Genomic DNA, 23,115 nt, shown 5'->3' on the forward strand with positions numbered 1-23,115 from the left:
GTGAACTCCGGCTCGTTGCTCCTGGCCAGCTGCTCCTCGGTGACGTCGGCGTCCGCCAGCTGCTGGTCGGTCTTCCGCGGGCCCTCCGAGAAGTCCGTGACCTCGGGCGGCTGTTGCCGTGGTGTCGCGTCCGCGGCGCTCGGCGCACCCGGATTCGCCGGAGGCTGGTCCGGGCGCAGCGGGACGACCTGCTTCTCCTTGGCCTTGGAGGTGTCGGGGGCCGCCTTGGTCGTGGTCTCGATGTCCTTCGCCGAGGCCTTCTTGCCGTCCGTGACCTTGCCGTCGACCGCGCCCTTGACCTTCTCGGCCTTGCCGGAATCGGCGAACTTGTCCGCCTCGTCGAGGTTCTTGGGGGCCTGCGCGGCGATCGCCTCGTTGACCGCCGCGATGAAGGCCGCCTTGTCGAACGCGCCGGGCCTGGCCGCGTTCATCTTCTCCGCGTTGGCGGCCTTGCCCTGCGCCTCCTTGTCGTCGGGCGGGGCCTTCGCCGCGTCCTGGGCGGACTTCGACTCACTTGCGGCAGGCTGGTGGTGAGCGATCTTCTGCTTTTTCGCGGCAACGTCCGCGTTCACTCGCCGCATGCCGGGCGCCTGCGAAGGCGGCGTCTTGACCGGAGCGGTGTACCGCTGCGCCACCAGCCGGGAGACAGCGGCGTTCCCTGCCGTCCCCTGAAGTAACTGAACGGTGTGCCTGCTCAGCCGCCGAGTTTGCGGTACCGGGGCGGGTGCGGGTGCCTGTCCGGGAACCGGGGAGCTCTGCTGGGGTGCGTCGCGGGGAGACTGACGTGCCCCATTGCTGTCGGGTGACTTCTCCGGAGTGGCTTTCACGGCAACAGCCCCATCGCCTCGCCCGCTCATCCGGCCGTGCGCTCCCTCAGCATGCGAAGGAACACAGAGCTGAGGGATGAGCACCCGGGTAGTCACCGGTGCAAAGACGGCTGCCCGATGGGGAAGCGTGGGGCAGAGATGATTGGCGCAGTCAACGGACGCGTACCGATCGGCCTTCGTTTCGTACACCCTCACGGGCCATGAGGAAATGCCACGGCCCGTGAGACTGGAGCGCGTGGGCGTGGCGTGAGACAGCCTGAGAATCAGCAGGTCAGCCTATGGACGACGCGGCGTGTGCAGACGGCCCGTGATCAGGCCACCCGTTCGGCTCCGTGTGCGTGGGCTGGCACGGGGGCACCCCGCTGTGTGCGTTGTGAGTGCCCTCCGGGCGGGGGTGTCGCGGCCCGGTCCCCGAGTCCGGTCGCGACGCCCACCGGGCGCCGGCCCCGGAACGCCGCCGCGCGCCCGAGCGGGGTGGCCGGCCGCGTTGCTTCGCGCGGGAGCGGTCCATCCTTCGTACAGCTGCGTGCGGTAGCCGTCCGCGATCGCGCTCAGTCCTCGTTGGTTGCTCACCGGCCAGATGGCGGTGCCCTGGTCCGGTGTCGCCTGGCTGGCGGGCCGAGGGCGACGCCGGATGTCGGTGCTCTGTGGTGGAGCGGCTGCCTGACCTGTTACGTCAACTCGTCAAGGGGCATGGATGGTTGAGGGTGAGGGGCATGGCGGTCAGCGGCCCGGCGACGGCGAGGAATCCTGTGGCTTAACCCAGCCGTCCGCGGTCCCGGACGGAGGTTCGGACGCGGACCTCGTGGTGGACCTACAGGCCCCGGGCCGTGGGTCGGCCGGGGCGGAACGGTGGGTCGTGTCGGAGGGGCTGCGCGGTGGCGTGCTGATCGGCGCAGCGGTGGCCGCTCTCGCGACGGTGGTCGGGTTCGGGATCTGGCTGGGGTCCTGGCTGAACGAGCACTGGGGGATCTATGCCGTTGTGCCGCAGGTGGCGTTCATGCTGCTGGCCGTCTGGGGTCTGGCCGGCGAGCAGCGCCGGCGGTGGGAGAAGCGGCGGGCCCGGGGGGTGCGGATGTCTCTGGAGAAGATCGACGCTCTGCACCACCGGGAGTTCGAGTTCGCGGTGCGGGATTTGATGCGCCGCGACGGGTTCGAAGTCGAGCGGGTCGGCGGAGCGCACGATGGCGTCTGTGACGTGCGCGGTGTAGACGCTGACGGCCTGATCTGGGCCGTTCAGTGCAAGCACAAGCGAGACGGCTGGGAGGGCAAGGCCATCGGGGTGGACGCCTTGCAGCAGCTCAACGGCACCGCGCAGCCGGTCCACGGCGCCCGGTTCGCGGTGCTCGTCACCAACGGCCGCTTCACCCTGCCGGCGGTGGAGTGGGGCGAGAGGTACGGCGTCCACCTGATCGACCGGGGCCGGCTGGAGCTGTGGTCCGCCGAGGGCCGACCCCTGTGGAAGGTGCTGGAAGGGATCAAGCCAGCCCGGCGGCTTCCGGGACAGCGGCACCGGCGGCGGCCCGCGTCTGCCCGGGCCGCCGCTGCGGTGCCGGCCTTGGGCCGTCAGGGTCGGCCGAGGGCCCGGTAGATCCACCCGGCGCTGCGCCAGTCGTCGGCGGTCAGGGTGCCGCGGGCGTCAATCACCTTGAACCAGCAGGCCGCCGCCATGCCGCCCGGGGTGTTCACCCGCTCCGTCGGCATGCGGCTCGCCATCGTCGGCACCGCTCACCTCCAGGCCCGCGGCCTCGACCACGGACTCGACCTCGGCAACCGGTCCGTCGACATCCTCGCCCGCGTCCAGTCCAGCCGCGCCAAGGACTACGTCCGCGAGTTCACCGACGCCCTCGCCCCATGGAGCCGGGAGCCGGCCGTCCGCGGCTTCCTCCACCACGCCCGTACCGAACGCGGCGTGACCCCGCGCCCGGGCGGATTCCGGAGGCCGGCTGAACCGCACTCCGCACGGGGTGGGAGCGGTGGCCGCCGTTGCTGCTCCTACTGCGCCCGTTGAAACCGGGAGACCTCCACGGCCCACTGCGCCACCGCTTCCAGGTCTCCCCGCGGGCGCGGCCGGCCGGCAGCAGCCGCTATCCGGGGGTAGGCCGGGTGCATGTCGTGATCGGCCCCCGTGACCAGCGCGGACAGCAAGGGCGCGGTCCCCGCGCGGCTCCGGTCTACCTGGATGAGCACAGCAGTTTGCTGGCTCCGGTCGAGGGCGGGCAAACCTGGCGGGGGCTGGGCGCGAATCTGCGCCCAGGTCAGCGTGGTTCCGGTCGCTGCTGCCTTCTGCAGGATGGTCTTGACCGCGGCGGCCAGCGGGCCGAGCTTCACCCGAGCGGGGCTCTCCGGCTTCCCGGCCGCCATAGGCTTCGTGCGGGCTCGGGGCTGAGTGGCCGTGGTGCGCGCCGGGCGTCGCTGTCGCGCCTTACGACCCCAGCTGGCGACCCGCTTGCGTTCGGGGTCCCTAAGGTTGGGGCCTGCGATGTTCGCCGCCCGCGTCAGCTCCTCCACCAGCTGCGCCAGCTCATCGTCGGCCAGGAGGTCGCTCTCGCGGGCGAGCCGCTCCAGCAGGGCACGGGCTCTTGCTGCCGACTCCTTTGCCCGGTTCGGCTTCTTGCTCTTGGAGGGCCCCGGCCTCTTCGCGGCCGGCGCCGGCCGGTAGTGCGACTGCCTGCGCAAGGCCGCCTGGGCCGGGAACTGACCGGCGTAGTCGTGCTCGCGCAGATAGGCGCGCGCCGCGGCCAGGATGCGGCGCTCCTCGGCGCTGGCACCCCGGCGGGTCAGAGATGCGGCCTGCTGAATCCCCGAGCGGACGTCCCACGCTCGTCGTTCACGGACCGCTGCCTCGAGGTCCTTGAAGATGCGGCGCTGGTACTCCTCGTGGGTGACCAGCCACGCCTTCGCTTCCTGGAGGGCCCGCTCGGCTTCGGCGCGGGCCGTGGAGGGCAGGCTGTCCAGGAAGGAGCTGCTGCCGTTGCAGAGCCGGCGCACGTGGTCCACCGTCCCCGTCCGCTGCGCTGCCTCCAGGCCGCGGACGAACGTGACCACGCTCTCCGGCAGAGCGCCCCGGCCGGAGGACGGCGCCGGTACGGCCGGCCGGTTCCCGGCGGCGGCACGGTCGTGCAGGATGCGGGAGGCAGCAGGGGTGAGCAGGCCCTCGTCCGTCCACGTGCACTCGCTGAACGGGACCCACTCGGTGGAGCGGGCCAGGCTCTGGGTTCCGATCCACACGCTGCGACCCACCCCGTCGCTGTCGCACCTGACGCGGTAGACGTACGGGCAGCCCGCGAGCACATCCGGATCCGGCACCACGCCGGGGCCGAGGATCACGGCACCTTGATGCTCCCAGTCCGGCTGCACGGCGGCGTCCATGTGGATGCGCAGAGACAGCCCGTCCTCCAGCTCGACGTCGACGAGGGAGCCGATCGGCGGCGGAAAGGCGAACCGGGCGGCCCGACCGAACTCGAGCAGCGAGCGCGACATCGCCGACTTCACGTACAGGTGGTCCGCGCTGGACTCGCCGACGGACGGCCGACGGCAGGTGTTCGGGGCACAGTTCGGCAGCGGATTGTGCTGGAAGTGGCACTGGCGGTCGACGTAGAGCTTGGTGGCGAGCTGGCCCCCGCAGCCGCCCAGGAGCAGCCCACACCAGAATGTGTCCTGCTGGTGGGCGCGGCGGAAGACGTCGAGTTCGATCGCCTCCGTTGGCAGGATGATCGGGACATCGGAGTGTTCATCACCGATGACCGCGGTCTGCACCAGTCTCGTGTCCCGCACCACGTCGCCCCCACTCAACCCTCTGCAACAAACGATAGATCGCTGGATACATACGCGCGGGCGTTCCGCCGACAGCGGACCCGTCAGCGGGCCAGTACGCCTATGTGGGCCAGTCGGCGTGCCGGATGGTACCGAGCGGACGTCCGCTCCTGGGCTCCAGACGAAGTGGTCAGGAGCAGGTGAAGCCGTCCTGGCGCCGCCGCTCGGCGAGCACAGAGACGCCTCCCTGTCGATGACCGGGACTGCGAAGGGCTTCGTTCTCGATGGACAGCTCGGTGACGGCCCGGCGAAGGAACGCGGTCGTGCGGCGTTCGACGGCCAGCTCATCCTTGGCCTGCTGTAGTTCCTCCCGCGTCTTCTCCAGCTCGCGGGCCATGGCCGCCATCGCCTCGGGCACCGCTTCACGGGCCCTGACCTGAGCCTGGTAGGACTCCACGAGGTCGGCGTGCTGGTAGACGACATCCCGGCGCAGTCCGGCTTCGACGGCGAGCTCGCTGGTGGTCAGCCTGCCGGTCCTGGAACGCAGCGGGGTGCCGGTCAGCAGCCGCTCGGCCTCTGGGTGTGCGGGGCGCAGGGCCGGCCGGCGCGGTACCTGCCCAGAACGTGCCGATGACCCGGACTAGCACGGCAAGCCCCGACGCTCGGACCTGTGGCGTGAACAAGCCGGGAGTACGGGGAGCGTGTGCTTGCACGAGTACCAGCCAGCGGTGAGGCCCGATGAGGGAGCCGGGGTGTGTCGTCACGGGTCGGTGGCAGGCCGATTGCCGTACACCTCTGGCACTTTTGACGCACCACCGGCCTGAAGGACCGCTCTCTCTCACGGCAGGACACGATCGGAGGTCGCCTCCCGAACCCCTGGGAGTTCGGGCTCCCGCACCGGTCAGCGGTTACCTCGCCGCGCAGCACGGTTCCAGGGGCCGGCCCACTGGCCGGCCGCGGGTGGAAGCGGCCCGGGACACCAGGCATGCTCTCCCACAGCTCCTCGCGCGGCGGGCACTTTCCCTCGGGGTGCCGCAACGATTCAGGCGTAGTCCGCCCGGAGCAGTTCCCCGGTGCCGGCAGGCACCAGGCTTCCGCACCGCTCGCACTCCTGCTCACGCTCGTTCACGCGCGGCGGGGCCGCCTTTCGCTCCTCCGGTGGCGGGCAGTCCTGCGGGTGCCGGGCCTTCGTCATCGGGGCCAGCGCCGTTCCCACCTGGTAGTGGAGGCATTCCTCGGCCACCAGCCAGCCACCGCACCTCCCCCAACTCGTGGCCTTGAGGACGGCCGGGGCGTTGCGTACGGCGTCCTGGGAGAGGTACCGCGCCGCGCGGATGCCGATGGTGTCGGCCCCGAAGCCTGTGTGAACGTGCCGACGGCCTTCGCTCACGTAGCAGAAGCGACCAGGGACGCTGCCGAGTCCCGTTCATCCGAGGGGACCCGGCAGCTAGTTTCCGCGTTGCTTGTCGGCGTACAAGGCGCCGACGTTGAACCCTTGGGCCCAAGTGATCGCCAGCAGACCACGGATGGTCTCTTCGGGCGTCTTGCTCTGCGCCAGACCTCGCAGCATGGTCTCGGCATCCAGCGACTGTGCCACCGCGTCAGCTACCAGCTTGATGGTGGGTCATCGAACATACCATGTCCTGGCTGACCGGCTACCGGCGTCTCAACCACCGTTACGAACGGAAACCAGGCAACTACCTGGCCCTTCTCGGACTGGCATCCGCCCTCTGCTGCTACAAGCGGTTTCTCAGACTGACCATGTAGGACACGGTCTTACAGTCCCTGAGCGGGCGTGCATGCCGGCCGAGGTGTCCTGGTGGTGCCGCTTGCTGCGTCTAGTGCTGCCGTGCCGCAGCGGTGCCCGGTCGTGTGCTGGTACGACGGCGGCGGCCGGCACCGGGTCAACGCGATGGCGATCGAGGCCCTCGGACGGGCCCGGACGCAAGGCGTGGACCCCGACGGCATGGAGGAGTTCGCCACCGCCCACGCGGCTACGGCCGGCGCCACCGGTTGGGAGACCGGGGCGCCGGCCGCCCCGTTCAACGTCGCGAACGCCCTCCCGCGGCACCGGCTACACCAACGTCCGGCACCGCACGCAGGCCACGCCGGAGTGCGGCGCACGCCGCACCGTCGTCCTGCACCGCGCCGACGAGACGCAGCCCGCGCGCCGCCCGCCGTCCGGCTGCCCAAGCCCCGGCCCACGACCGGCCCGCACCCGAGCGCCGGCACCGGCCTGGCCGGCGACGCCCCCGGCTCCCGCTCCGCGTCGGCCGGGGGCGTCGCCGTGGGCTGCGCGGCTCAAGGAGCTCGGCATCGGCCCCACTTCGCGGGCAGGCCGGACGGTGGCGTATCCGTGGCAGGAGTCAGCTGGCGGAACTCGCCCGCACCCTTGGCGCATTGCAGCTGTCGCGTCGCTTCGAAACCGGGAAGGGAAGGGGGCAAGGACTCAACGAGGGCATGGGGGGCCATGGTGCGCGAGACGGTGTTCCGAAGCGAAGACGTGCCTGCCGCGGACCGGTTCGACTACTGGCGTGAACTGATGATCCAGACGCTCGCCCCACTGGACATGAGCAGTGACCATGCTGACGATTTCCAAGCCTCCATGAAGCTGCTGGAGTTCGGTGCGGTGCACGTTTCGCCGCAGACCTTCCAGTCGATGCGCTTCCACCGGACTCCCGAGCTGATCCGGCGGTCTGATCCGGGGCTGTTCCACATGTCGCTGGTCACGCGCGGGACGGTAGGCATCGTCCAGCGTGGACAGGAGACCACGTACAACCCTGGTGACCTGTGCGTGGTCGGCTCCTCGCGGCCGTTCGACTGCCTAGCGGCCAGCGGCCGACGAGCGGTGGAAACGGTAGCGGTCGCATTCCCCACGGAGATGCTGGCTTCGGCCGGGAACGCGGTCGACAAGCTGATCGGGCACCCCGTATCAGGACGGGAAGGCTTCGGTGCCCTGCTGGCGCAGTTCCTCACCCGCATCACGACGGACACCGGTTCCTTCACGTCCTGCGACGGCCCCCGGTTAGGGGTCATCCTGCTCGACCTGCTGTCCGGGCTATTGGCCCACGTCCTCGAAGCCGAGAAGCTGCTCACGCCGGAATCTCACCGCCGGACGCTTGTCCTTCGCATTCGTGCCTTCGTCCGGAGCCACCTGCACGACCCGCAACCGACCCCGCGCAGCATCGCCGCCGCCCACAACATCTCCACCAGCTACCTGCACCGCCTCTTCCAGCACGAAGAGGAGACAATCGCGGCCTGGATACGCCACCAGCGCCTGGACCACACCCGCCGCGACCTCGCCGACCCGGCCCTGCGCACCACCCCCATCCACGTCATCGCCGCCCGCTGGGGCTTCCCTCGCGCTGCCGACTTCACTCGCGCCTTCCGCGCTGCCTACGGCATGCCGCCCAGCGACCACCGGCATCACGCGGACGCTCCAGTCCGAGTGGACTCATCCCCCAAGCCGATCGAGGACCCCTCGCTAGTCCCAGGTGCCGTCCGCCGACCAGCGGCGATGCCGTTCAGAGACCGTCTTCCAGGCCCCGTAGCGTTCCGGCAGGTCACGCCACGGGACACCGGTGCGGACCCGGAACAGGATCCCGTTGACCACCCTGCGATGGTCGCTCCACCGGCCTCGCCGACGGCCCGCCGAGGGCAGATGCGATTCGAGTAGCGACCACTCGCGATTCGTCAGATCCCCCGACCCATGCCCCGTCCAACGAGCAACCGGTCGGAGAGTCACATGATCCGTCGGACAGTGCCTGGCCGCGGGCCTCGACCGGCCTCCTCAGGTTGCTGCACGCAGGTGCCGCACACGCGCAGGGCCGTCGATGGTGCCGCGGGCGATGCGGTGGGCCAGCTCTTCGAGCCGTTCCTGGGTCGTGCGATCCGCCGGTTGGTACACGACGACGCGGGTGCGGGGATTCTCCTCGAGCAGCAGGGTGATGGCGCGCACGGACAGGCTGCCGACGTGCCGTGACCGGATGCGCTTCACACGTCCGGGCTCGGTGGACACATCCGCCTGCTCCCACAGGCGCACGAACAGCGGTGACTCCTCGCGGAGCCGGGCCAGCAACGGCGCCCACGCCGGATCGGTGACCGACTCGCCGTGGTACGCGCGCAGTTTGGCCACGACGGCCGCGCATTCCTGTTCGTGGTCGGAGTGTGCGGCGATCCAGTCGGGGTGCGTGAAATGCAGGTAGGCGCAGTTGCGATCGGCCGGAGGCAGTGCCTCCAGGTCGTCGATCATGAAGCGGAACGGCGCGTTGTAGGCCAGAGGCTCGAACCAGGGGTTCATCACCACCGCCGGGTGCGGAGAGAGGCTGTCCAGCAGCGTCTGCACCCGGCCGTTTGTCCCTTCGCAGTTTGAGGGTGGTTCTGCGTCCGGGTGTCCGCCGAGGAGGAACAGGTGCCGGCGCTCGCTGCTCGACAGGCGCAACGCGTCCGCGATCGCGGCCAGCACCTCGACGCTCGGCCGCACGTCACGTCCCTGTTCGAGCCAGGTGTACCAGCTCGACCCGACATTCGCGAGAACCGCGACCTCCTCCCGGCGTAGTCCCTTCACCCGACGCCGGCCGCCACCGCCGGGCAGACCCACGTCCGCGGGCGAGAGCCGGTCACGCCGTGCCCGCAGGTACGCGCCGAGTTCGCGAGATCGTACATCCGCCATGGCAGCGATCATCGCACGGTGAGACCAGGCCGGACTGGTGGTCCGAGCACCAGCATCACCGCACTCTGGGTCGTGGCCCGCCGGACGCGCAGGGTGAGTGCATGCAACGGACCTGGTCGGTTTGCGTCGCGGCATTCGGCGCGACGTACACGTTCAGTATCGGCAATGTCACCGGCCCGCGCCTCGGACCGGAACTGGGCGCCAGTCGTGGCGAAGTCGCCCTCGTGCTCGCCGCGTTCGCGGTGTCGTTCGCGGCCGGGCTGATCCTCGCCGGCCGCCTCGGTGACCGGTATGGCCGCAGGCGGCTGCTGGGCATCGGGCTTCTTGCGCTCGCGCTGACGTCGGCGCTGGCCGCGGCGGCACCCGGTCTGTGGCTGCTGATCGCTGCCCGCGTCCTGCAAGGCGCGTCCTCCGCGATCGTGATGCCCCAGACCCTGGCGATCATCCAGACCTTGGGCAGCGAGCCCGCCCGGGCACGTGGGCTCGCGGCGTTCACCGCGAGTTCCGGCGTAGGAACAGTGGCGGGCCAAGTCGTCGGCGGCCTCGTCATGGGGCTCGGCCTGCCCTTCGCGGGATGGTGAGGGGCGGCCCTGACCTCCGCGATCCCCGGTGTGCTGGCGCTGCTCGGTGTGCGCCGACTTCTGGTTCATCCGCCGAGCAGCACCGAACGGCCCGACCTCGGCGGCGCGCTTCGGCTGGGCACTTCGCTCCTGGCTCTGGTTGCCGGGCTGTCGCTCGGCCCGGCAACGGGCTGGGCCTGGTGGGCGTCGGCGCTGGTGGCACTGGGGTTCCTTGGGTTGTACGGTTTCTGGCTCGACCAGGGACGGCGCGAGCGTGCGGGACGTCCGGTTCTCGTCGCGCCCTCCAGCCTGCGGCTGCCCTCGGTTCGGCTCGGCCTGCTGATGGCTGTGCTGCTTTTCGCCGGCTACGGCGCGTTCAGCTACGAGTACTCGATGCTCACCCAGGTCGGCCTCGGGTTGACACCGGTCCAGTCCGGTCTCGCGCTGACCGCGTTCGCGGGGACCTTCGTACTCGCCGGGCTTCACATGCCGGGCATCATGTCGCGGTTCGGCGAGCGCACAATGGAGCTGGCTGCGGTCCTGCTGTGTGCCGGCCTGACACTGCTCGGCGTGGCCTCGTGGTTCGCTCAGGGCAAGAGCGTCGCGATCTGGGTCGGTTGCTTCGAAGTGCTCGGCGTACTCCTCGGCGCGGCGCAGGCGAGCCAGTACGGCCCCCTCGTCGGGACGGTCATGGCAGCGGTGCCCCACCGTGTCGCGGGCCTGGCCGGCGGTCTGTTCACGACGGCGCAACAGGCCTCGCTGGGACTCGGCATCGCCACTATCGGCGGAGTCTTCGGGACTCTGGCCCCCAGGCTCGGCTGGGAGCGCGCCTTCGCGGTCGCTCTCGGCGTCCAGCTGATCACCACCGTGCTCTTCTGGGTCCTCGCACGACGCCTCCGCAGCCGACCACGTGCCTGCGGCACCGTCCTTGCTCCGGGCGTAAGCACAGGACGGAGGCACTCGATTGACCACATCCCCGCCCGCGGGCGCAGGCTCGATCAGAGCCGGACCTGTCGCGTCCCGCTCACCTGTCCACGAAGTGCCTGCGCACTGTCCCGCCAGCAGAACTCCAGCCAGCAGAAGGAGACATCCCGCTGTGATCAAGATGATCATTACGCTCAAGCGTCGTGAAGGCATGACCCACGACGAGTTCAAGCACTACCAGCAGAACATCCACCGCCCGCTGCTCATGTCGATTCCGGAAGCAGACCGGTACATCCGCCGGTTCGTCGTGTCGTATCCCGTTCCGGCACCGCGCTACCCGGAACCGGAGTACGACTCGGTGGTCGAAGCGTGGTTCGACACCATGGCCGACCTCGAAGCCTTGTTCTTCAGCGACAACTTCCTGAAGACCGTCGACCCGGATCACGGGAACTTCATCGATCTGTCGACGTTCGGGCGCGTCATCACCGAGGAGGACGTAGTCATCGACGGCCGATGAATGCGCACCGGCGCATCGGTGTGCGAGCCGGTTGACCACCGATACGCGGCCGGCGCCATGTGCAGATCGCAGAGCCGGAGGTGGAGGTCGCCCGCCGCGCGAGCCGTTGGCCGCGCGACGGGGCAGGTCCGGTCAGTGCGCCGCGACTTCCGGTCGTCATCACGGCGGCGACGAGGCCGCGCCCTTTCGTCCCTTCTCTTCAGGAGGCGGCAGCGGCTACGGATGCCGCAAAGGGGCCTGGTAGTCCGGGGGCCCGGTCCCCTTCACGGCCGGGGGCCGGCGCCCGGCCGCTGGCCGGTCGCGGAGGGCAGGAGGGCAAGCCTGATGGCGGGCAAGCGCATGGAGAACGAGGCGGGATCGAGCAACGATCCGCGCGCGGATGTGCTGCGCGTCCTGGGGATGCTGAAGGTCGCCACCGCCGACCGGATCAAGCGGCTGTCCTCGCCGCACCCGACCTACCGGCACACGACCAAGCCGACGGCGGCCAAGAAGGAAGCCCGGACCGCCTCCCACCGCGCCGCGGTGCACGACCTTCGGCTGCACGGCCTGGCTGTGGAGGGCGGCCGGACGCGGGGAGGGGGAGGAGACCCGGCTGGTCACGAAGAAGGTCTGGCCACCGCCGCGATCGACTTGGACCGCGAGATAGAGGAGATGGGCGGCATGCCCAAGAGGGCGGGCCGCTCCGGCGCCTCGCACGCGATGACGGTGAACCGTGTCGTCGATGATCAGCACCCGTCGGGCCCCAGCTGTTCCGCCACGTAATCACGGACGTCGTCACGCAGGGCGTCCACGTCCCAGACGCCGCTGTTCAGCAGCCGCTGGAAGCCGTCCGGAGTGCGGTGCCCTGCCCATTCCGCGAGCTGCCAGCCATTCTTGCGTGTCGACCGCCCCAGCAGACCACGGACGCAGTCCCGCATCCGCCACCGCAGATCCGCCCGAGCGAACCGGCCCGCCACCCGAGCGAACACCGACTCCAACTCAGCTGCCCAGACCGCTACTTCAGTCATTTCCTCCGCTCTTGTGGCCCAGGCCGACGCCGATGAGGACCTCGACTGGGCCGTCCCGGTGGACTCCACGATCGTGCGGGCCTACCAGCACGCGGCCGGAGCCCGCAAAAAGGGGCCCCGGCCGGCGGACCGGACGACCACGCCATCGGCCGGTCCCGCGGCGGACCGACGACAAAGATCCGCCTCGCCGCCGATGCCCGCTGCCGGCCCCTCGCATCCGTAGGCCAAGCCGGTGACGCACCTGCCTTCACCGCCGTCATGGGCCGCCTGCGCGTTCCCCGTCGGCGAGGACACCCCCGCACCAGGCCGGATCTGGTCCTGGCCGACAAGGCGTACTCCTCCCACGCGATCCGCGAGCACCTGCGCAAGCGCGGTATCCGGGCGGTGATCCCCGTCCCAGGCGGACCAACGCAGCCACCGGCTCCGCCAGGGCGGCCGAGGCGGCAGGCCACCGGCCTTCGACCGCGAGACCCACAAGCAGCGCAACACCGTCGAGCGGTGCATCGACCGCCTCAAGCAGTGGCGAGGCATCGCCACCCGGTGCGAGAAGGCCGCGCCGGCGCGGCGCATTTCGGACGCGGAGGTGTCCACAACGGCGTCCCATACTTCACCGGTCAGAGTCAGGGTGGCGTGGTCCCGTCGACGTGCCAGCACCGGCCCGGCCTTCGCGCGCGGGCGCCGCGGACGGGCGTCGGGTCTTTTCGGAGCCGGCCGCAGGAAGGCGGCGCCCCACCCGCGGCGGGGCTCGGCCGCTCCCCCGGTGAGGGAAGCATTGCTCGGTTCGCGCCTAATCCTTCGGCCGCTCGTCCCCGTTCGGCGGCGGGCACGGACGGATGAGGAGCAGGCCGCAGTCGAGGTATGACGGGCCTGGCCTGGTGCGAGCACTGTGCGCCGGAATGCTCGCTTTCAGGTCATGTTGCGTCGATCCTCACATCCTCCCAGGTCAACGCCACTAAATTGAGGTGCTCGTACATCCGGTTGACCGCGGATGCACGGTACGTCGTGCAAGGAGGCGAGCAGTTGACCTCAGTCGATCGAATCGGGCACGCACGCGAGCGGGCACGGCTTCTGGCCGTCATCGACAGAGCACGCGGGGGACGGGGTCCGGCGAGCATCGTCATCAGGGGAGAGCGGGGGATCGGCAAGTCGGCCCTGCTGGGCGAGTTCGCGTCGCTCGCCGCCGACGCCGGGTTCCGAGTGTCCGCCGTGTCGGCAGGGACCCAGCCCGGTGACCCGCTCGGCGCCGCCCTCCGCGTCGTCAGCCGACTGGACGCGAGGTGCGCCGAGCCCGCCGAGGGCACGGCGCTCCACCGGCCGGCGTCGGCCGGCGAACCCGTGCCCCACCGTGCCGCCCCGAGCGAGGAAGTGCTCCGCGAACTCGTGGAGACCGTGTGCCGGCAGGCCAGGCGGACGCCGGTCGCGATCTGCCTGGACGACGCCGGACATCTCGACCCGTGGTCGCTGCACTGGCTCTCGGGACTGTACTCCGCAGCTTCCGACCTGCCCCTGGCCATCGCCCTGACCGGCGGGGACATCGCGGCGGCGGACCAGGACCCGTGGCCCCCCGCACTCGCCGCGGACGCAGAGCACATCGCACTGTCCGGGCTGGACCCGGAGGAGGTGGGCGCCTTCGCGGCGGCGTACCGCAACGTCCCGCTCGACGCGCCGACCGCCCAACTGTGCCACGAGTTGACCGGCGGCAACCCGGCCCTGCTGCTGTCCCTGCTCGCGTGTCACACCGGCACGGCCCCCACCGCCGACGCCCTGCGCGACACCGCCGCGTCGGCGGTACTGCCCGGTGCCGATCGCTGGCTGGCCGGGCTCGGGGGAGCCGCCCTCGGGCTGGCACGGGCCGTCGCCGTCCTCGGCCCCCAGGCGGAGATCACCCAGTGCGCCGAACTGGCAGGGCTCTCCGTACGGGAGGCGCTGCCCCTGATCGACGAGTTGGTCGCCCGCTCGCTGTTCGCCAACCGCACCCCGCTGTCCTTCCGCCACCCCCTGCTCGCCGGGATGGTCATCAGCCGCGTCCCGGCCGGTACCCGGGCTGCCCTGCACCTCACCGCCGCCGGGATCCTGCGCGACGGGCACTTCGGCGCCACCCACGTGGCACGGCAACTGGTCGCCGCCGGACCGCTCGGCCTCGCCTGGACCGTCCGGCCGTTACGGATCGCGGCGAACCAACTGGAGCGCGAGGGCAGGCATGAGGAGGCCGCCGGACATCTGCGCGGGATGCTGCGGGAACGTCTGCGCCCGCGGGTCCGCTCGTCCGTCCAGTGCCAGCTCGCCGCGCTGGACGGGTTCGCCGCCCCCGACAGCGCCGTACGCCGGTTGGACGCCGCGCGGCGCGAGGCCGACGACCCGCGCTGCGCCACCGACTACGCCGTGGCCCTCGGCACCCTGCTGGCCGAGTGCGGACGGCCTGAGGACGCGGTGGCCGTACTCGACGACACCGCCGAGCGGCTGGGTCCGCAAGCGGCGGCCCAGCGCTGGCGGCTCCGGCTACGCAAGGCGCTCCTCTGCCTGGGCGGACCGGTCCCTTCCGTCCTCCCCGCCGATCTGCCCGACAGTCTGGCCGCGCAGGCCCCGTCCGACGACGAGGCCCGACGGGAGCTGTCGGCGCTGCGGGCCGTGCACGCCCTGCGCGACGGCACCGACCGGGACGCCGCCGTGGGACACGCGCGCGGAGCGTTGACCGGGAGCGAGGACCCCGGCCGCCTGTTGTGGCACGGCTGCGAGGTCCTGATCCGTGCCGACGAACTCGCCGAGGCGTGGTCGTACTGCAGCCGGGCCCGCCTACTGGACCAGTCCCGGCCCGGCACGTGGGGAGACGTCGGCGTCGGTCTGCTGCGTGCCCTCGTCCTGTACGCCCGCGGCAGCCTCACCGCCGCCGACGCCGCCCTGACCCCGCTGACGGACCTGCTGCGCCCGGCCGCCGAGGCCGCCCGGCTGCCGGCCACCCTCACCGTGGCGGCCCTGGCCGAGGTGCGGGCCCAGACCGGTGCCACGGACGCAGCCCTCGCCCTCCTCGCCGACTGCGGACTGGACGGCGAGCTGCCGGCCCGCCAGGACACCGTGGCGGTCCTGGGCGCCCGCGCCGCCGTGTGGGAACAGGCCGGGGACACCGCTCGCGCCCTGGAGGACCTCTACGCCGCTGGACGGCTGCTGGCCGACTCCCGGGTGCGCAACCCCGCGGTGCTGCCGTGGCGGTCCCGCGCCGCCCGGTTGCTGGCTTCTCGCGGCGACCTGACCGAGGCGTCCGGGCTCGCCGCCGCCGAGTGGGAGGACGCGCGCCGCTGGGGAACCCGGCGCGCGGTCGGCACGGCCCAGCACGCGCTCGCCCTGACCGAGACGGGGGACCGCCGGCTCCGCCGTCTCGCCACGGCCGTGGAGACCCTGGCCCACTCGCCCGCCCGGCTGGAACTGGCTTACGCCCGCCGTGATCTCGGGGCCGCGCTGAGCGAGGCGGGACGCGCCGACGCCGCGCGCACGGAGTTCCGCGCGGCGCTCTCCCTGGCCAAGTCCTGCGGAGCGCAGCCGCTGGTGCGCCGCGTCCTCGCGGACCGCGAATGTCTCTGGCCGGTGGTGGACGACGACCGGGGCTCGCCCGCGCTGAGCGGCCTCACCCCCCAGGAACAGCGGATCCTGGGCCTGGCGCGAGCCGGGCACACCAACAAGGCCATCGCGGGCAAGCTGTTCGTCACCGTGCGGACCGTGGAGTTCCATCTCTCGGGTGCCTACCGCAAGCTCGGCATCTCCGGACGCGACCAGCTGGCCGATGTCATCCCCGCACCCTTGGGCACCGGCGGCGGCCGGGCGTAGCGGCGCGGCGGGGGAGGCGCCGGGCCGGAGCCTCCCCCGCCACTGCCGGAGCGGGCCGTACGGCGGTGTTCAGCCGGCTCCGCCGGCGGCCCACGCCTCGCCGATACGGCGCCACTCGGGCCGTTCCGAGGAGGGGTCGACGGAGGCGACGTACCGCTGGAAGCTGTCGACCGCGTCAACGCCGTGCACCGCCTCGACGGTGAGCGCCGCCAGATGGCACAGCAGCGCCCGGTCGACCGGCTTGAGTCCGAGCCGGTTGAGGTGCAGGTAGAGGTAGTTCATCATGAGGCGGAACGAGGCGAACCAGTCGTCCGTCCGTACGAAGTCCTCGTGCCCGTGGTCCGACCGCAGGACCGCGTGGAACTCGCTCGTCCGACGCGTCGGCATCCGAGGTGCCCGGGCGGCCCCGCCCATCGACACCTCGCCGGAGGCCAGCAGCGGGTGCGCGATCCGCTGGTGGTGGCGCACCGCGGCCGCCCATTCCGTGACGAACGGCACCACGTCACCGACTGCCTCCGAGCGGTCCGACCGGTCCGAGCGATCCGCTCCGTCCCCTTCAGTCGCTCCGTCCGAGAGGGCCGCTTCCACGGACCGCAGCCGCTCGCACAGCACCGTCTCCTGCCGCCGGAACCGGTCGTCGAAAGCGGCCCGCACGGCCACCGGGTCCCGGGTGCGGGACAGGAAAGCGTCGGCATGCGATCGCAACGACAGGAAGCCACGCTCGATCGGCTCCCCGCCCGTGGTGAAGGGGACAGCCGCGACGGACGTCGTCGTCCACATCAGGTCCAGAGCGAGCAGCGACAGCGCGCCGCCCGCCCGCACCCGCTCGTACGCCCGGAAAGCCTGGCCGTTGGTGTCGCTGAGGAAGCCGGCCAGCAGCTCGCTCGCTCGCAGCGACTCCAGCACGGGCAGCCGGTGATCGTACGGCCGTTCCAGCACCGTGTTGTCGGGCACCCACGGGTGTCTCGGGCCGGTCTCCATCTCCAGCTCCGCAAGCCGGGCGTGCACCGGGGCGAGCGCGCCCTCGTCCAGCCGTGCCGCGGAGGGACGGGCGCGCAGGTAGTCCGTCACGATCCCGGTCACCGTCGGCCGGACGCGCTCCTCCCAGTCCGTGCCGCGACAGCGGAAGTTCAGCCGCAGATGCGGACCGCGCAACCAGTGCCGGCCGAACCAGGCCGCCTCGGCCCACGGTGCCACGGCCTCGAAGGCCGGCCGGACGGCGCGCAGGACCAGTTCCGGCTCGGCTTCCTCGTCGTGGTGATGGACATGGAGGCTGTACCAGCTCGATCCCGCCGTCCCGTTCACGAGGCGGCCAGTGCCTCGGGCAGCTCCGCGAGCACCCGGCCGACCAGGAACCGCAGTTGATTCTCCTGCCACAGGGTCAGCCCCAGCCGGTTGCTGACCAGGTGGGCACAGCGCAGCAGCACCAGACTCGTGCCCGGATGACGGGTGTCGGACAGTCCGAGGGGCTCCGCCAGCGGAGACCCCGCCCACGCGGAGGTGAACACGCCCGTCTCCTCCAGGGCGTGCAGCCGCTCGCGCAACCGCCGCACCGAAGCCAGCCAGTACGCCCGCTGATCGTGCCCGCCCGCCCCGGGGTCCTCCGCCATCCGCCAGGTCAGGCGGGCCCGCGCACGCAGCTTGTCGCGCTGTGCCAGATAGCGCGGGGCGACGTCCTCGGCCTCGGGACCGCTGCCGAACGGAAGTGGCGGTCCGCCGTGCCGCGCCCACTGGTCGCGGACCTCCTCGCACAACGCGAACACACCGACGACCAGGTCGAAGGCCAGCAGCGCACGCTGCTCCACCGTCGCCCCGGCCGCGACCACGGACAGCGCGAGCCGGCTCGACTCGAAGAAGTGCTGCTCCACGGCGGCGATCGCCGCACCCCGCCCGTAGTCGTCGTACTCGCGTTCATAGGGCAGGAACTCCACGGAGTTGTTGGGGCGGACCAGGACGTCATGGCCGCTGCGGCCCTCCAGACCGGCCAGTCCGGCGGCGACCTGGGTGAAGCGGGACCGGTCCACCACGTCCGCGGCCGGGGTGCTGGCCAGGAACTCCCGGATGCGTTTCCCGGTCCGCAGCTCGATCGCCGAGCGGTCGGCGCTCGCCGCGGGCAGCAGCCGCAGCCGCACATGGGGCCCGCCCTCCCAGTACCGCAGGAAGAAGTACCGCTGCACCAGCCCGTCGGCGGTCAGCTCCGCGACCAGGGGTCTGACACAGTCGGTCAGCAGCAGATCCTGGTCGGTGTCGTAGAAGATGTGCGCGCACACCCAGTCCGCGCCCCGGGCGGCCTCGGGGTCAAGCGGGCCGCTGTCGTTCTCCGGCATCCTGTCCTCCGTTGATCTCGATCAGAAACTCGGTCACCCGGGGTCCGCTGTCCCCGTAGCCGGGCATGCCGTCCGGGCCGGGCAGTGCCTCCTGGAGGAACAGCACCTGCCCGTCGCCGGCCACCGCCCGTTCGAACACGCCGGCCAGCAGCAGGTTCGCGAAGTCGACGTAGAGCGGCTTGCGCGACTTGATCCGCCACACGCTGCCCCCGACCACGGAGGCCGGGTCCAGGGCGCGTACGAAGCAGCGGCGCGGGATGCCGCGCTCGCGTAGCCAGCCGGCCAGTCGCAGCAGGTGCGCCCGGTCGCTCGCGCCCTTCTCGCGGACCGGAACGGCGGACGCCGGGAACACCCACTGACGGCGGCTGACCGTGGTCGCGCCGACCGTCACACGGGGTTCGGCCAGCACGCCGCCCACCTCGGCCAGGGACGGGTCCCCGAACATCCGGCGGCCCGGGATGAGCAGGTTGGATGTCGCTCCGAACACCTGGAGCAGCAGCCGGATCGCGGGTGGGAGCCACAGCTCCGCGATGAGGTTGGGATGCACCGGGCGCACCTCGGTGTCGCGACCGCGCGACCACAGGACGAGCAGGCCCCGCGCGGGATCGTGGCGCACCAGCAGGTCCGACAGCGGAATGCGGTGCTCGGCCGCGCGCTCGCTGTGCCCTTCCGGGTAGTCGATCTCGGCGGCGACGGCGGACCGCCGTAGCCCCACGTTGCTGCCGAAGTGCCGGCAGGTGTCCGCGACGATCACTGCGTCGTCCGGTGCGGCTGTCTTCGCCCGGGCCTCGATACCGGCCTGCGTCAGCAGGCGGCTGATGCGGTCGCGCCCTCGGCCGTGCCCGGAGTTGACCGCGTTGACCACGAACCGGGCGTCCGGCCCGTCGAGCGGCTGCCCGTAGAACGCCACGGAGTCCGGCGCCCGCATCCAGCGCGGCCAGCCGTCGGCCAGATCGGCCAGCCGCGCCGGGTCCAGCCGCACCACGCCGTCCTCGTCGGCGTGGACCGGTGCGGCTAGCGCGCACAGGTCGGCCCGTCGGGCGGCGAGTTCACGGATGCGGGGGAGGCGGTGGTCCAGCAGGGACGCGTAGCCGTGGGTCGCGATGGACAGCAGGCCTGGCAGCTCCGGGTCCTCGCGCAGCCACTCCTGCACCGTGCGGTGGAAGGTCAGCAAGGGCATGCCGGCACCAGTGCCCACGCGTTCGGCGAAGGTGTCTGCGAGGGCCACCCGGCCGGGCAGCGCCGGGTCCAGTACCGCGTAGCAGCGGCGGACGGTGTCGAGGTCCCGCAGGACGGGCTCCCAGTCCTGCCGGACCGGGCCCGCCAGGGGCTCCGCCAGCAACGCGTTCTCGATGACGCTGTTCTTGGCGGGCAGCTGGATCTGCTCGGGCCCGGCCAGGTCCCGTACGCGGCGCAGCACCTCCTCGATCGCCGTGCCGCACCGCAGCCGGTCCGCCGCGTCCGGCAGCGTCGGGTACCGCGCCACCAGGGCCGCCAGCGCGTCGACCTCACCGACAAGCGCCGCCGTGTCGGGGCCCGAGCCGGCCAGCCAGTCTCGCAGGGCGGCGAGCGGGTCCAGCGCCTGGTCGGCGAAGGGACGCTCGGCCTCCAGCAGCCCCAGTTCCACCAGTCGGCCCAGGTACGTGTCGGCGGCGGCCACGCCGTTCCCGGTGCGCGTCGCGATCTCGCGCGCGGCGTCCGCACGGACCCGCCCGGCCTCGCCGACCGCGGCCACACAGGCCGCGACCGCGGCTCCCGCCGGCAGCCTCCGCAACGGCTCCTCCGGCCCCGTGCCGAGGAACTCCCAGCGCCCGTCCGCCAGATGGGCGCTGGGGTTGAGACGCAGCCGCATCCGGGCGGCCAGCACGGGGCGCAGGCTCAGCTGCCGTACCACTTGCTGCACCACCCACACGTTGATCTCCGCGACCGTCACCACGGCGAGTCCCGGGGCGGGCGCGGGAGCGGGGCGCGCGTCCGGCTCCCGCCAGACACCGAGACCGCTGACTGTGAAGGTGCTGAAGGGGCTGGTCTTCATGGTGACCCGGGCCAGGTACTTCGCCAGGCGCAGGGCCAGCGAGTGGTCCGGCACCGCCTCGTCCGGACGCGCCAGCCACTTGCGGACCTGCCGGTAGAGAACCGGACTGCTGAGCACCAGGCCGTGCTGGAAGCCCGGGTCGGCGACCGCCTTGCGCAGCAGCAGGTGCTGCTCGGCCGTCCGGTGCGCCACCAGCCCGTCCAGTCGGGCGGTGGCCCGCTCATGTTCCGCGAGCAGTTCCGTCCAGGACCGCACGCCGGCGGTCACGGCGGGCGGCAGCGACGCCCTTACCTCGTCGTTCCAGTACCGGTCGGTCAGGGCGCGCCGGTTGTGGACGGCCCGGCGCAGCGCCACCAGCAGGGACTTGCCTGTCGTGGCCTGCCCGATCAGCCCGTACAGCGCGTCGGACAGTCCGGCCTCCGCGGCGCCGAGCGCCCGCTCGCCGTCCAGGACCGTCCCGACCTGGTTCCACAGCTCCGGTGAGCTCATGTCGTCGAGCATCGGTACCGGCAGGCCGCCGACGCGCACGCCGAAGACGTCCGGGGTGGTGTGGTTCTCGGTCATGGCCGGCTCCAGTGTCACGGGAACGGGTGCGGGTGCGGGTTGATGTCCGACGGGGACAGCGGCCCGGCCCGGTAGCCCAGCAGCGCGGGCAGCCGCAGCAGCCGGGGCAGTCCGTGGGTGCGGCGCATGCCGTGGCCGAAGGTCATGGGCAGCAGACCGGGGACGATCACCTTCGCGCAGGCAAGTCCGCCGGCCCGGTGCTCGTCCGTGGTCTGGTCCACCACGATCACGTCCTGGCCGCGGCGGGTGAACCGAGCCACCACCTCGATGAGGTCGTCCCGCAGATCCGTGCCGCGCGGCCGGCAGTCCGCGCGCGCGAACGCCTCCTCCACCGGGAGGCCCGGCGCGCCGGTGCCGGGAGGCCCGTCGCCGAGGAGGAAGCCGAACCGGTCGTACGCGGCGGGGTGGCAGTACAGCAGGGCGTGGTCCCGCATGTCCCGCACCTGGTCCGGGTCGGTCACCATCGCCCCGATCCGCTCCCGCTCCTCTCGGTAGGCGTCACGGTTCCAGCCCAGGTTGGCGGTCAGCTCCAGCAGGCCGTTCAGCAACGCCTGTTCGGGATCGAAGTGCGCTCCTGCGGCACAGACGGCGGCCGGTTCCGCCCGCGGGTCCCCGGGTGCGGGGGAGAGGCGTGCGGTGGGGTGCACCGCCATGACCCACGCGGTGGGGATGCCGTGCTCCGGCGTGGTGGCGAAGGCCAGGACCCGGTGCCCGCTGTCCTGCCGGATGCGCTCGGCCAGCACCGCGATACGCGGGTCGGTCACCGTCGCCAGGTCCACCCGGGGCGCGGGCAGCCGCGCGTACCAGGTGAGCAGGAACGCGTCCCGCTCCGCCAGCTCCACCAGCCCGTGCAGCGCCGCCTCCTCCAGACAGCCGCCCAGAGCGCACCCGTTGGACACCTCGTACGCCAGCGGCCGGGCGTCCGGACTGCCGTGCCGGGTGCGGTAGTACGCGTAGTCCTCGGGTACGAGGACGGGCGCGTCGCGGGCGAAGGAGTGCCCCCACACCCAGTCGAGGGCCATTCCCGGGTCGAACGGCGGGTAGGGGAAGCCGGGTGCGTCGTACCGCTCGGACGGATACAGGCCCAGCTCCACCGGACACAGCGCCTGGTCGGCGACCTCGCGGTAGGAGGCCCGCACCGTCGTGCGACGGCCGCCGGGGCGGGCTCCGCCGAGTCGTTCCAACGCCTCGGCCAGCGCGGTGCGTTCACAGGAGGCGTAGGCGAGGTTCCGGCCGAAGCCGGCCTCCTGCTGTCCGTCCGGCAGGTGCAGCGGGGCGGACACCATCGGATAGCGGTAGTCGGTGCGTACGTCGAGTTGGCGGACCACTCCGGTGTGTCCGTCGACGTACGTCCGGGTCAACGCCTCCCAGTCGGCCCGCAGATCGCGGACCCGGTAGGTGTCACGGTCGGGTTTGGGCCGGGCGGTGCCGAGCAGCTCCGGCGGCCGGTCGTCCGGGAGCCCGCCGCACTCGGGGCAGCGCGGGTCGGGCAGGAAGGGATGGGCGTCGACCGTCATGGTCGTCAGTGACAGCATCACCAGACCGCACCGGGTCAGCCGTCCTCCGGGGAAGCGGAGTTCGTCCGCCACCAGTTCCGCGACCGCGTCGCACGCCCAGGCCGTCAGCACAGGGGCGGGGTGGTCGGCGAGGCGCTCACCGAATCGCCGTACCAGTTCGGCCCGGGGGCTGTCCGGCCCCAGTGCCCGCTCCCGGCGGGTGCGGGCGCACCGGGCGCAGCCCGCGCGCCCGGGCACGACCATGGGCCCGACGACCACCCTGCCCAACTCCACCCGGACGGGCAGGCGGGGCGTCTGCGCGGAGACGATGGCCGAGTCGTCGGCCCAGCCGTCGTCGGCGACGACGGTCACGGCAGGGGAGCCGCTGTCGGGGCCGGTGAGGCCGATCCCGTTCGTGGCGCCGGTGGCGTCTTCGCCACCGGTCCCGGCCGGTGTCCCGTGGCTGCGGGAGAGCACCGCCCGGACAGCGGTGGCGAGCAGGCCCTTGCCCAGGACCGCCGCCGTGGCGGGGCGGACTGCGGCGGTGTCGGTCACGGTCACTTCCCTCGTCGGTGGGAGCGGTGCCGTGTCCGGCGGGCGCACCGCCCGCC

Annotated in this window: 16 protein-coding genes and 5 pseudogenes; 9 read left to right on the forward strand and 12 right to left on the reverse strand. The window is 72.0% G+C overall.

The annotated features are described in order from the left end of the window. Window positions 1-581 (reverse strand): annotated as a pseudogene (locus tag IE273_RS39640) (hypothetical protein); the annotation flags it as partial. 943 nt (window positions 582-1,524) lie between these two features. On the opposite strand from IE273_RS39640, the gene IE273_RS39645 reads away from it, so the two are divergent. Continuing rightward, window positions 1,525-2,418 carry a restriction endonuclease gene (locus IE273_RS39645; protein ID WP_229888036.1) on the forward strand — a complete coding sequence of 298 codons (894 nt, stop codon included), beginning with the start codon at window positions 1,525-1,527 and terminating at the stop codon, window positions 2,416-2,418. Window positions 2,419-2,475: 57 nt separating this feature from the next. Next, window positions 2,476-2,838, forward strand: coding sequence for a hypothetical protein (locus IE273_RS39650; protein ID WP_229888037.1), 363 nt, complete (start codon window positions 2,476-2,478; stop codon window positions 2,836-2,838). Here IE273_RS39650 and IE273_RS39655 read toward each other — a convergent pair. From IE273_RS39655 to IE273_RS39670, 4 genes are all read right to left on the reverse strand, one after another. Continuing rightward, the gene (locus IE273_RS39655) at window positions 2,823-4,604 is read right to left on the reverse strand and encodes a hypothetical protein (RefSeq protein ID WP_189819974.1); all 1,782 of its coding nucleotides are present in this window, start codon (window positions 4,602-4,604) and stop codon (window positions 2,823-2,825) included. The two genes, IE273_RS39650 and IE273_RS39655, sit on opposite strands and share 16 nt — an antisense overlap. 169 nt (window positions 4,605-4,773) lie before the next feature. After that, window positions 4,774-5,040 carry a hypothetical protein gene (locus IE273_RS39660; protein WP_189819975.1) on the reverse strand — a complete coding sequence of 89 codons (267 nt, stop codon included), beginning with the start codon at window positions 5,038-5,040 and terminating at the stop codon, window positions 4,774-4,776. Between the two features lie 585 nt (window positions 5,041-5,625). After that, complete coding sequence (locus IE273_RS39665) at window positions 5,626-5,973, reverse strand: hypothetical protein (RefSeq protein WP_189819976.1); 348 nt, start codon at window positions 5,971-5,973, stop codon at window positions 5,626-5,628. Between the two features lie 57 nt (window positions 5,974-6,030). Further along, window positions 6,031-6,180 carry a hypothetical protein gene (locus IE273_RS39670; RefSeq protein WP_158506457.1) on the reverse strand — a complete coding sequence of 50 codons (150 nt, stop codon included), beginning with the start codon at window positions 6,178-6,180 and terminating at the stop codon, window positions 6,031-6,033. A gap of 23 nt (window positions 6,181-6,203) precedes the next feature. Here IE273_RS39670 and IE273_RS44310 point away from each other — a divergent pair. Together IE273_RS44310 and IE273_RS44315 are read left to right on the forward strand one after the other, a co-directional pair. After that, a pseudogene (locus tag IE273_RS44310) lies at window positions 6,204-6,350 on the forward strand (transposase); the annotation flags it as partial. 703 nt (window positions 6,351-7,053) lie between these two features. Further along, window positions 7,054-8,022 (forward strand): annotated as a pseudogene (locus tag IE273_RS44315) (AraC-like ligand-binding domain-containing protein); the annotation flags it as partial. 48 nt (window positions 8,023-8,070) lie between these two features. Here the strand turns inward: IE273_RS44315 and IE273_RS39680 are convergent. Next, window positions 8,071-8,328 (reverse strand): annotated as a pseudogene (locus IE273_RS39680) (transposase); the annotation flags it as partial. Window positions 8,329-8,373: 45 nt separating this feature from the next. Next, a complete protein-coding gene (locus IE273_RS44320) occupies window positions 8,374-9,255 on the reverse strand; it encodes a helix-turn-helix transcriptional regulator (protein WP_229888038.1) in 882 nt (293 codons plus the stop codon). A gap of 101 nt (window positions 9,256-9,356) precedes the next feature. On the opposite strand from IE273_RS44320, the gene IE273_RS44325 reads away from it, so the two are divergent. From IE273_RS44325 to IE273_RS39695, 3 genes are read left to right on the forward strand one after another with little or no spacing between them, the layout of a single operon-like run. After that, on the forward strand, window positions 9,357-9,836 hold the full coding sequence (locus IE273_RS44325) for an MFS transporter (RefSeq protein ID WP_229888039.1): 480 nt from the start codon (window positions 9,357-9,359) through the stop codon (window positions 9,834-9,836). 30 nt (window positions 9,837-9,866) lie between these two features. After that, complete coding sequence (locus tag IE273_RS44330; RefSeq protein WP_229888040.1) at window positions 9,867-10,946, forward strand: MFS transporter; 1,080 nt, start codon at window positions 9,867-9,869, stop codon at window positions 10,944-10,946. Beyond that, window positions 10,921-11,256, forward strand: coding sequence for an EthD domain-containing protein (locus tag IE273_RS39695; RefSeq protein ID WP_229888049.1), 336 nt, complete (start codon window positions 10,921-10,923; stop codon window positions 11,254-11,256). Before IE273_RS44330 ends, IE273_RS39695 begins: the two co-directional genes overlap by 26 nt. 711 nt (window positions 11,257-11,967) lie before the next feature. Here IE273_RS39695 and IE273_RS39700 read toward each other — a convergent pair. After that, window positions 11,968-12,263 (reverse strand): annotated as a pseudogene (locus IE273_RS39700) (transposase); the annotation flags it as partial. A gap of 258 nt (window positions 12,264-12,521) precedes the next feature. On the opposite strand from IE273_RS39700, the gene IE273_RS45400 reads away from it, so the two are divergent. Both IE273_RS45400 and IE273_RS39710 read left to right on the forward strand, forming a co-directional pair. After that, complete coding sequence (locus tag IE273_RS45400) at window positions 12,522-13,100, forward strand: transposase (RefSeq protein WP_189819977.1); 579 nt, start codon at window positions 12,522-12,524, stop codon at window positions 13,098-13,100. Between the two features lie 183 nt (window positions 13,101-13,283). Further along, window positions 13,284-16,082 carry a helix-turn-helix transcriptional regulator gene (locus IE273_RS39710; RefSeq protein WP_229888043.1) on the forward strand — a complete coding sequence of 933 codons (2,799 nt, stop codon included), beginning with the start codon at window positions 13,284-13,286 and terminating at the stop codon, window positions 16,080-16,082. A gap of 69 nt (window positions 16,083-16,151) precedes the next feature. On the opposite strand, the gene IE273_RS39715 is transcribed toward IE273_RS39710, so the two are convergent. From IE273_RS39715 to IE273_RS39730, 4 genes are read right to left on the reverse strand one after another with little or no spacing between them, the layout of a single operon-like run. After that, window positions 16,152-17,387 (reverse strand): thiopeptide maturation pyridine synthase, encoded by a 1,236-nt coding sequence (locus IE273_RS39715; protein ID WP_059265103.1) that lies wholly within the window; start codon window positions 17,385-17,387, stop codon window positions 16,152-16,154. After that, window positions 17,384-18,409, reverse strand: coding sequence for a lantibiotic dehydratase C-terminal domain-containing protein (locus IE273_RS39720; RefSeq protein ID WP_014677375.1), 1,026 nt, complete (start codon window positions 18,407-18,409; stop codon window positions 17,384-17,386). Before IE273_RS39720 ends, IE273_RS39715 begins: the two co-directional genes overlap by 4 nt. Then, window positions 18,381-21,008: a lantibiotic dehydratase gene (locus IE273_RS39725; protein WP_189819978.1), complete on the reverse strand. Its 2,628-nt coding sequence runs from the start codon at window positions 21,006-21,008 to the stop codon at window positions 18,381-18,383. Before IE273_RS39725 ends, IE273_RS39720 begins: the two co-directional genes overlap by 29 nt. A gap of 14 nt (window positions 21,009-21,022) precedes the next feature. Then, a complete protein-coding gene (locus IE273_RS39730) occupies window positions 21,023-23,059 on the reverse strand; it encodes a TOMM precursor leader peptide-binding protein (protein WP_189819979.1) in 2,037 nt (678 codons plus the stop codon). Window positions 23,060-23,115: the final 56 nt, after the last annotated feature.

Origin of the sequence: Streptomyces olivaceoviridis (assembly GCF_014650115.1) — a bacterium.
Taxonomy (GTDB): domain Bacteria; phylum Actinomycetota; class Actinomycetes; order Streptomycetales; family Streptomycetaceae; genus Streptomyces; species Streptomyces olivaceoviridis.

What these genes read in the sequence shown, in the direction of transcription:
- IE273_RS44325 (WP_229888039.1), top strand. Translation starts at nt 9,357, where the DNA reads ATGCAACGGACCTGGTCGGTTTGCGTCGCGGCATTCGGCGCGACGTAC.
- IE273_RS39725 (WP_189819978.1), bottom strand. Translation starts at nt 21,008, where the DNA reads ATGACCGAGAACCACACCACCCCGGACGTCTTCGGCGTGCGCGTCGGC.
- IE273_RS39645 (WP_229888036.1), top strand. Translation starts at nt 1,525, where the DNA reads ATGGTTGAGGGTGAGGGGCATGGCGGTCAGCGGCCCGGCGACGGCGAG.
- IE273_RS45400 (WP_189819977.1), top strand. Translation starts at nt 12,522, where the DNA reads ATGGGCCGCCTGCGCGTTCCCCGTCGGCGAGGACACCCCCGCACCAGG.
- IE273_RS39720 (WP_014677375.1), bottom strand. Translation starts at nt 18,409, where the DNA reads ATGCCGGAGAACGACAGCGGCCCGCTTGACCCCGAGGCCGCCCGGGGC.
- IE273_RS44320 (WP_229888038.1), bottom strand. Translation starts at nt 9,255, where the DNA reads ATGGCGGATGTACGATCTCGCGAACTCGGCGCGTACCTGCGGGCACGG.
- IE273_RS39695 (WP_229888049.1), top strand. Translation starts at nt 10,921, where the DNA reads ATGATCATTACGCTCAAGCGTCGTGAAGGCATGACCCACGACGAGTTC.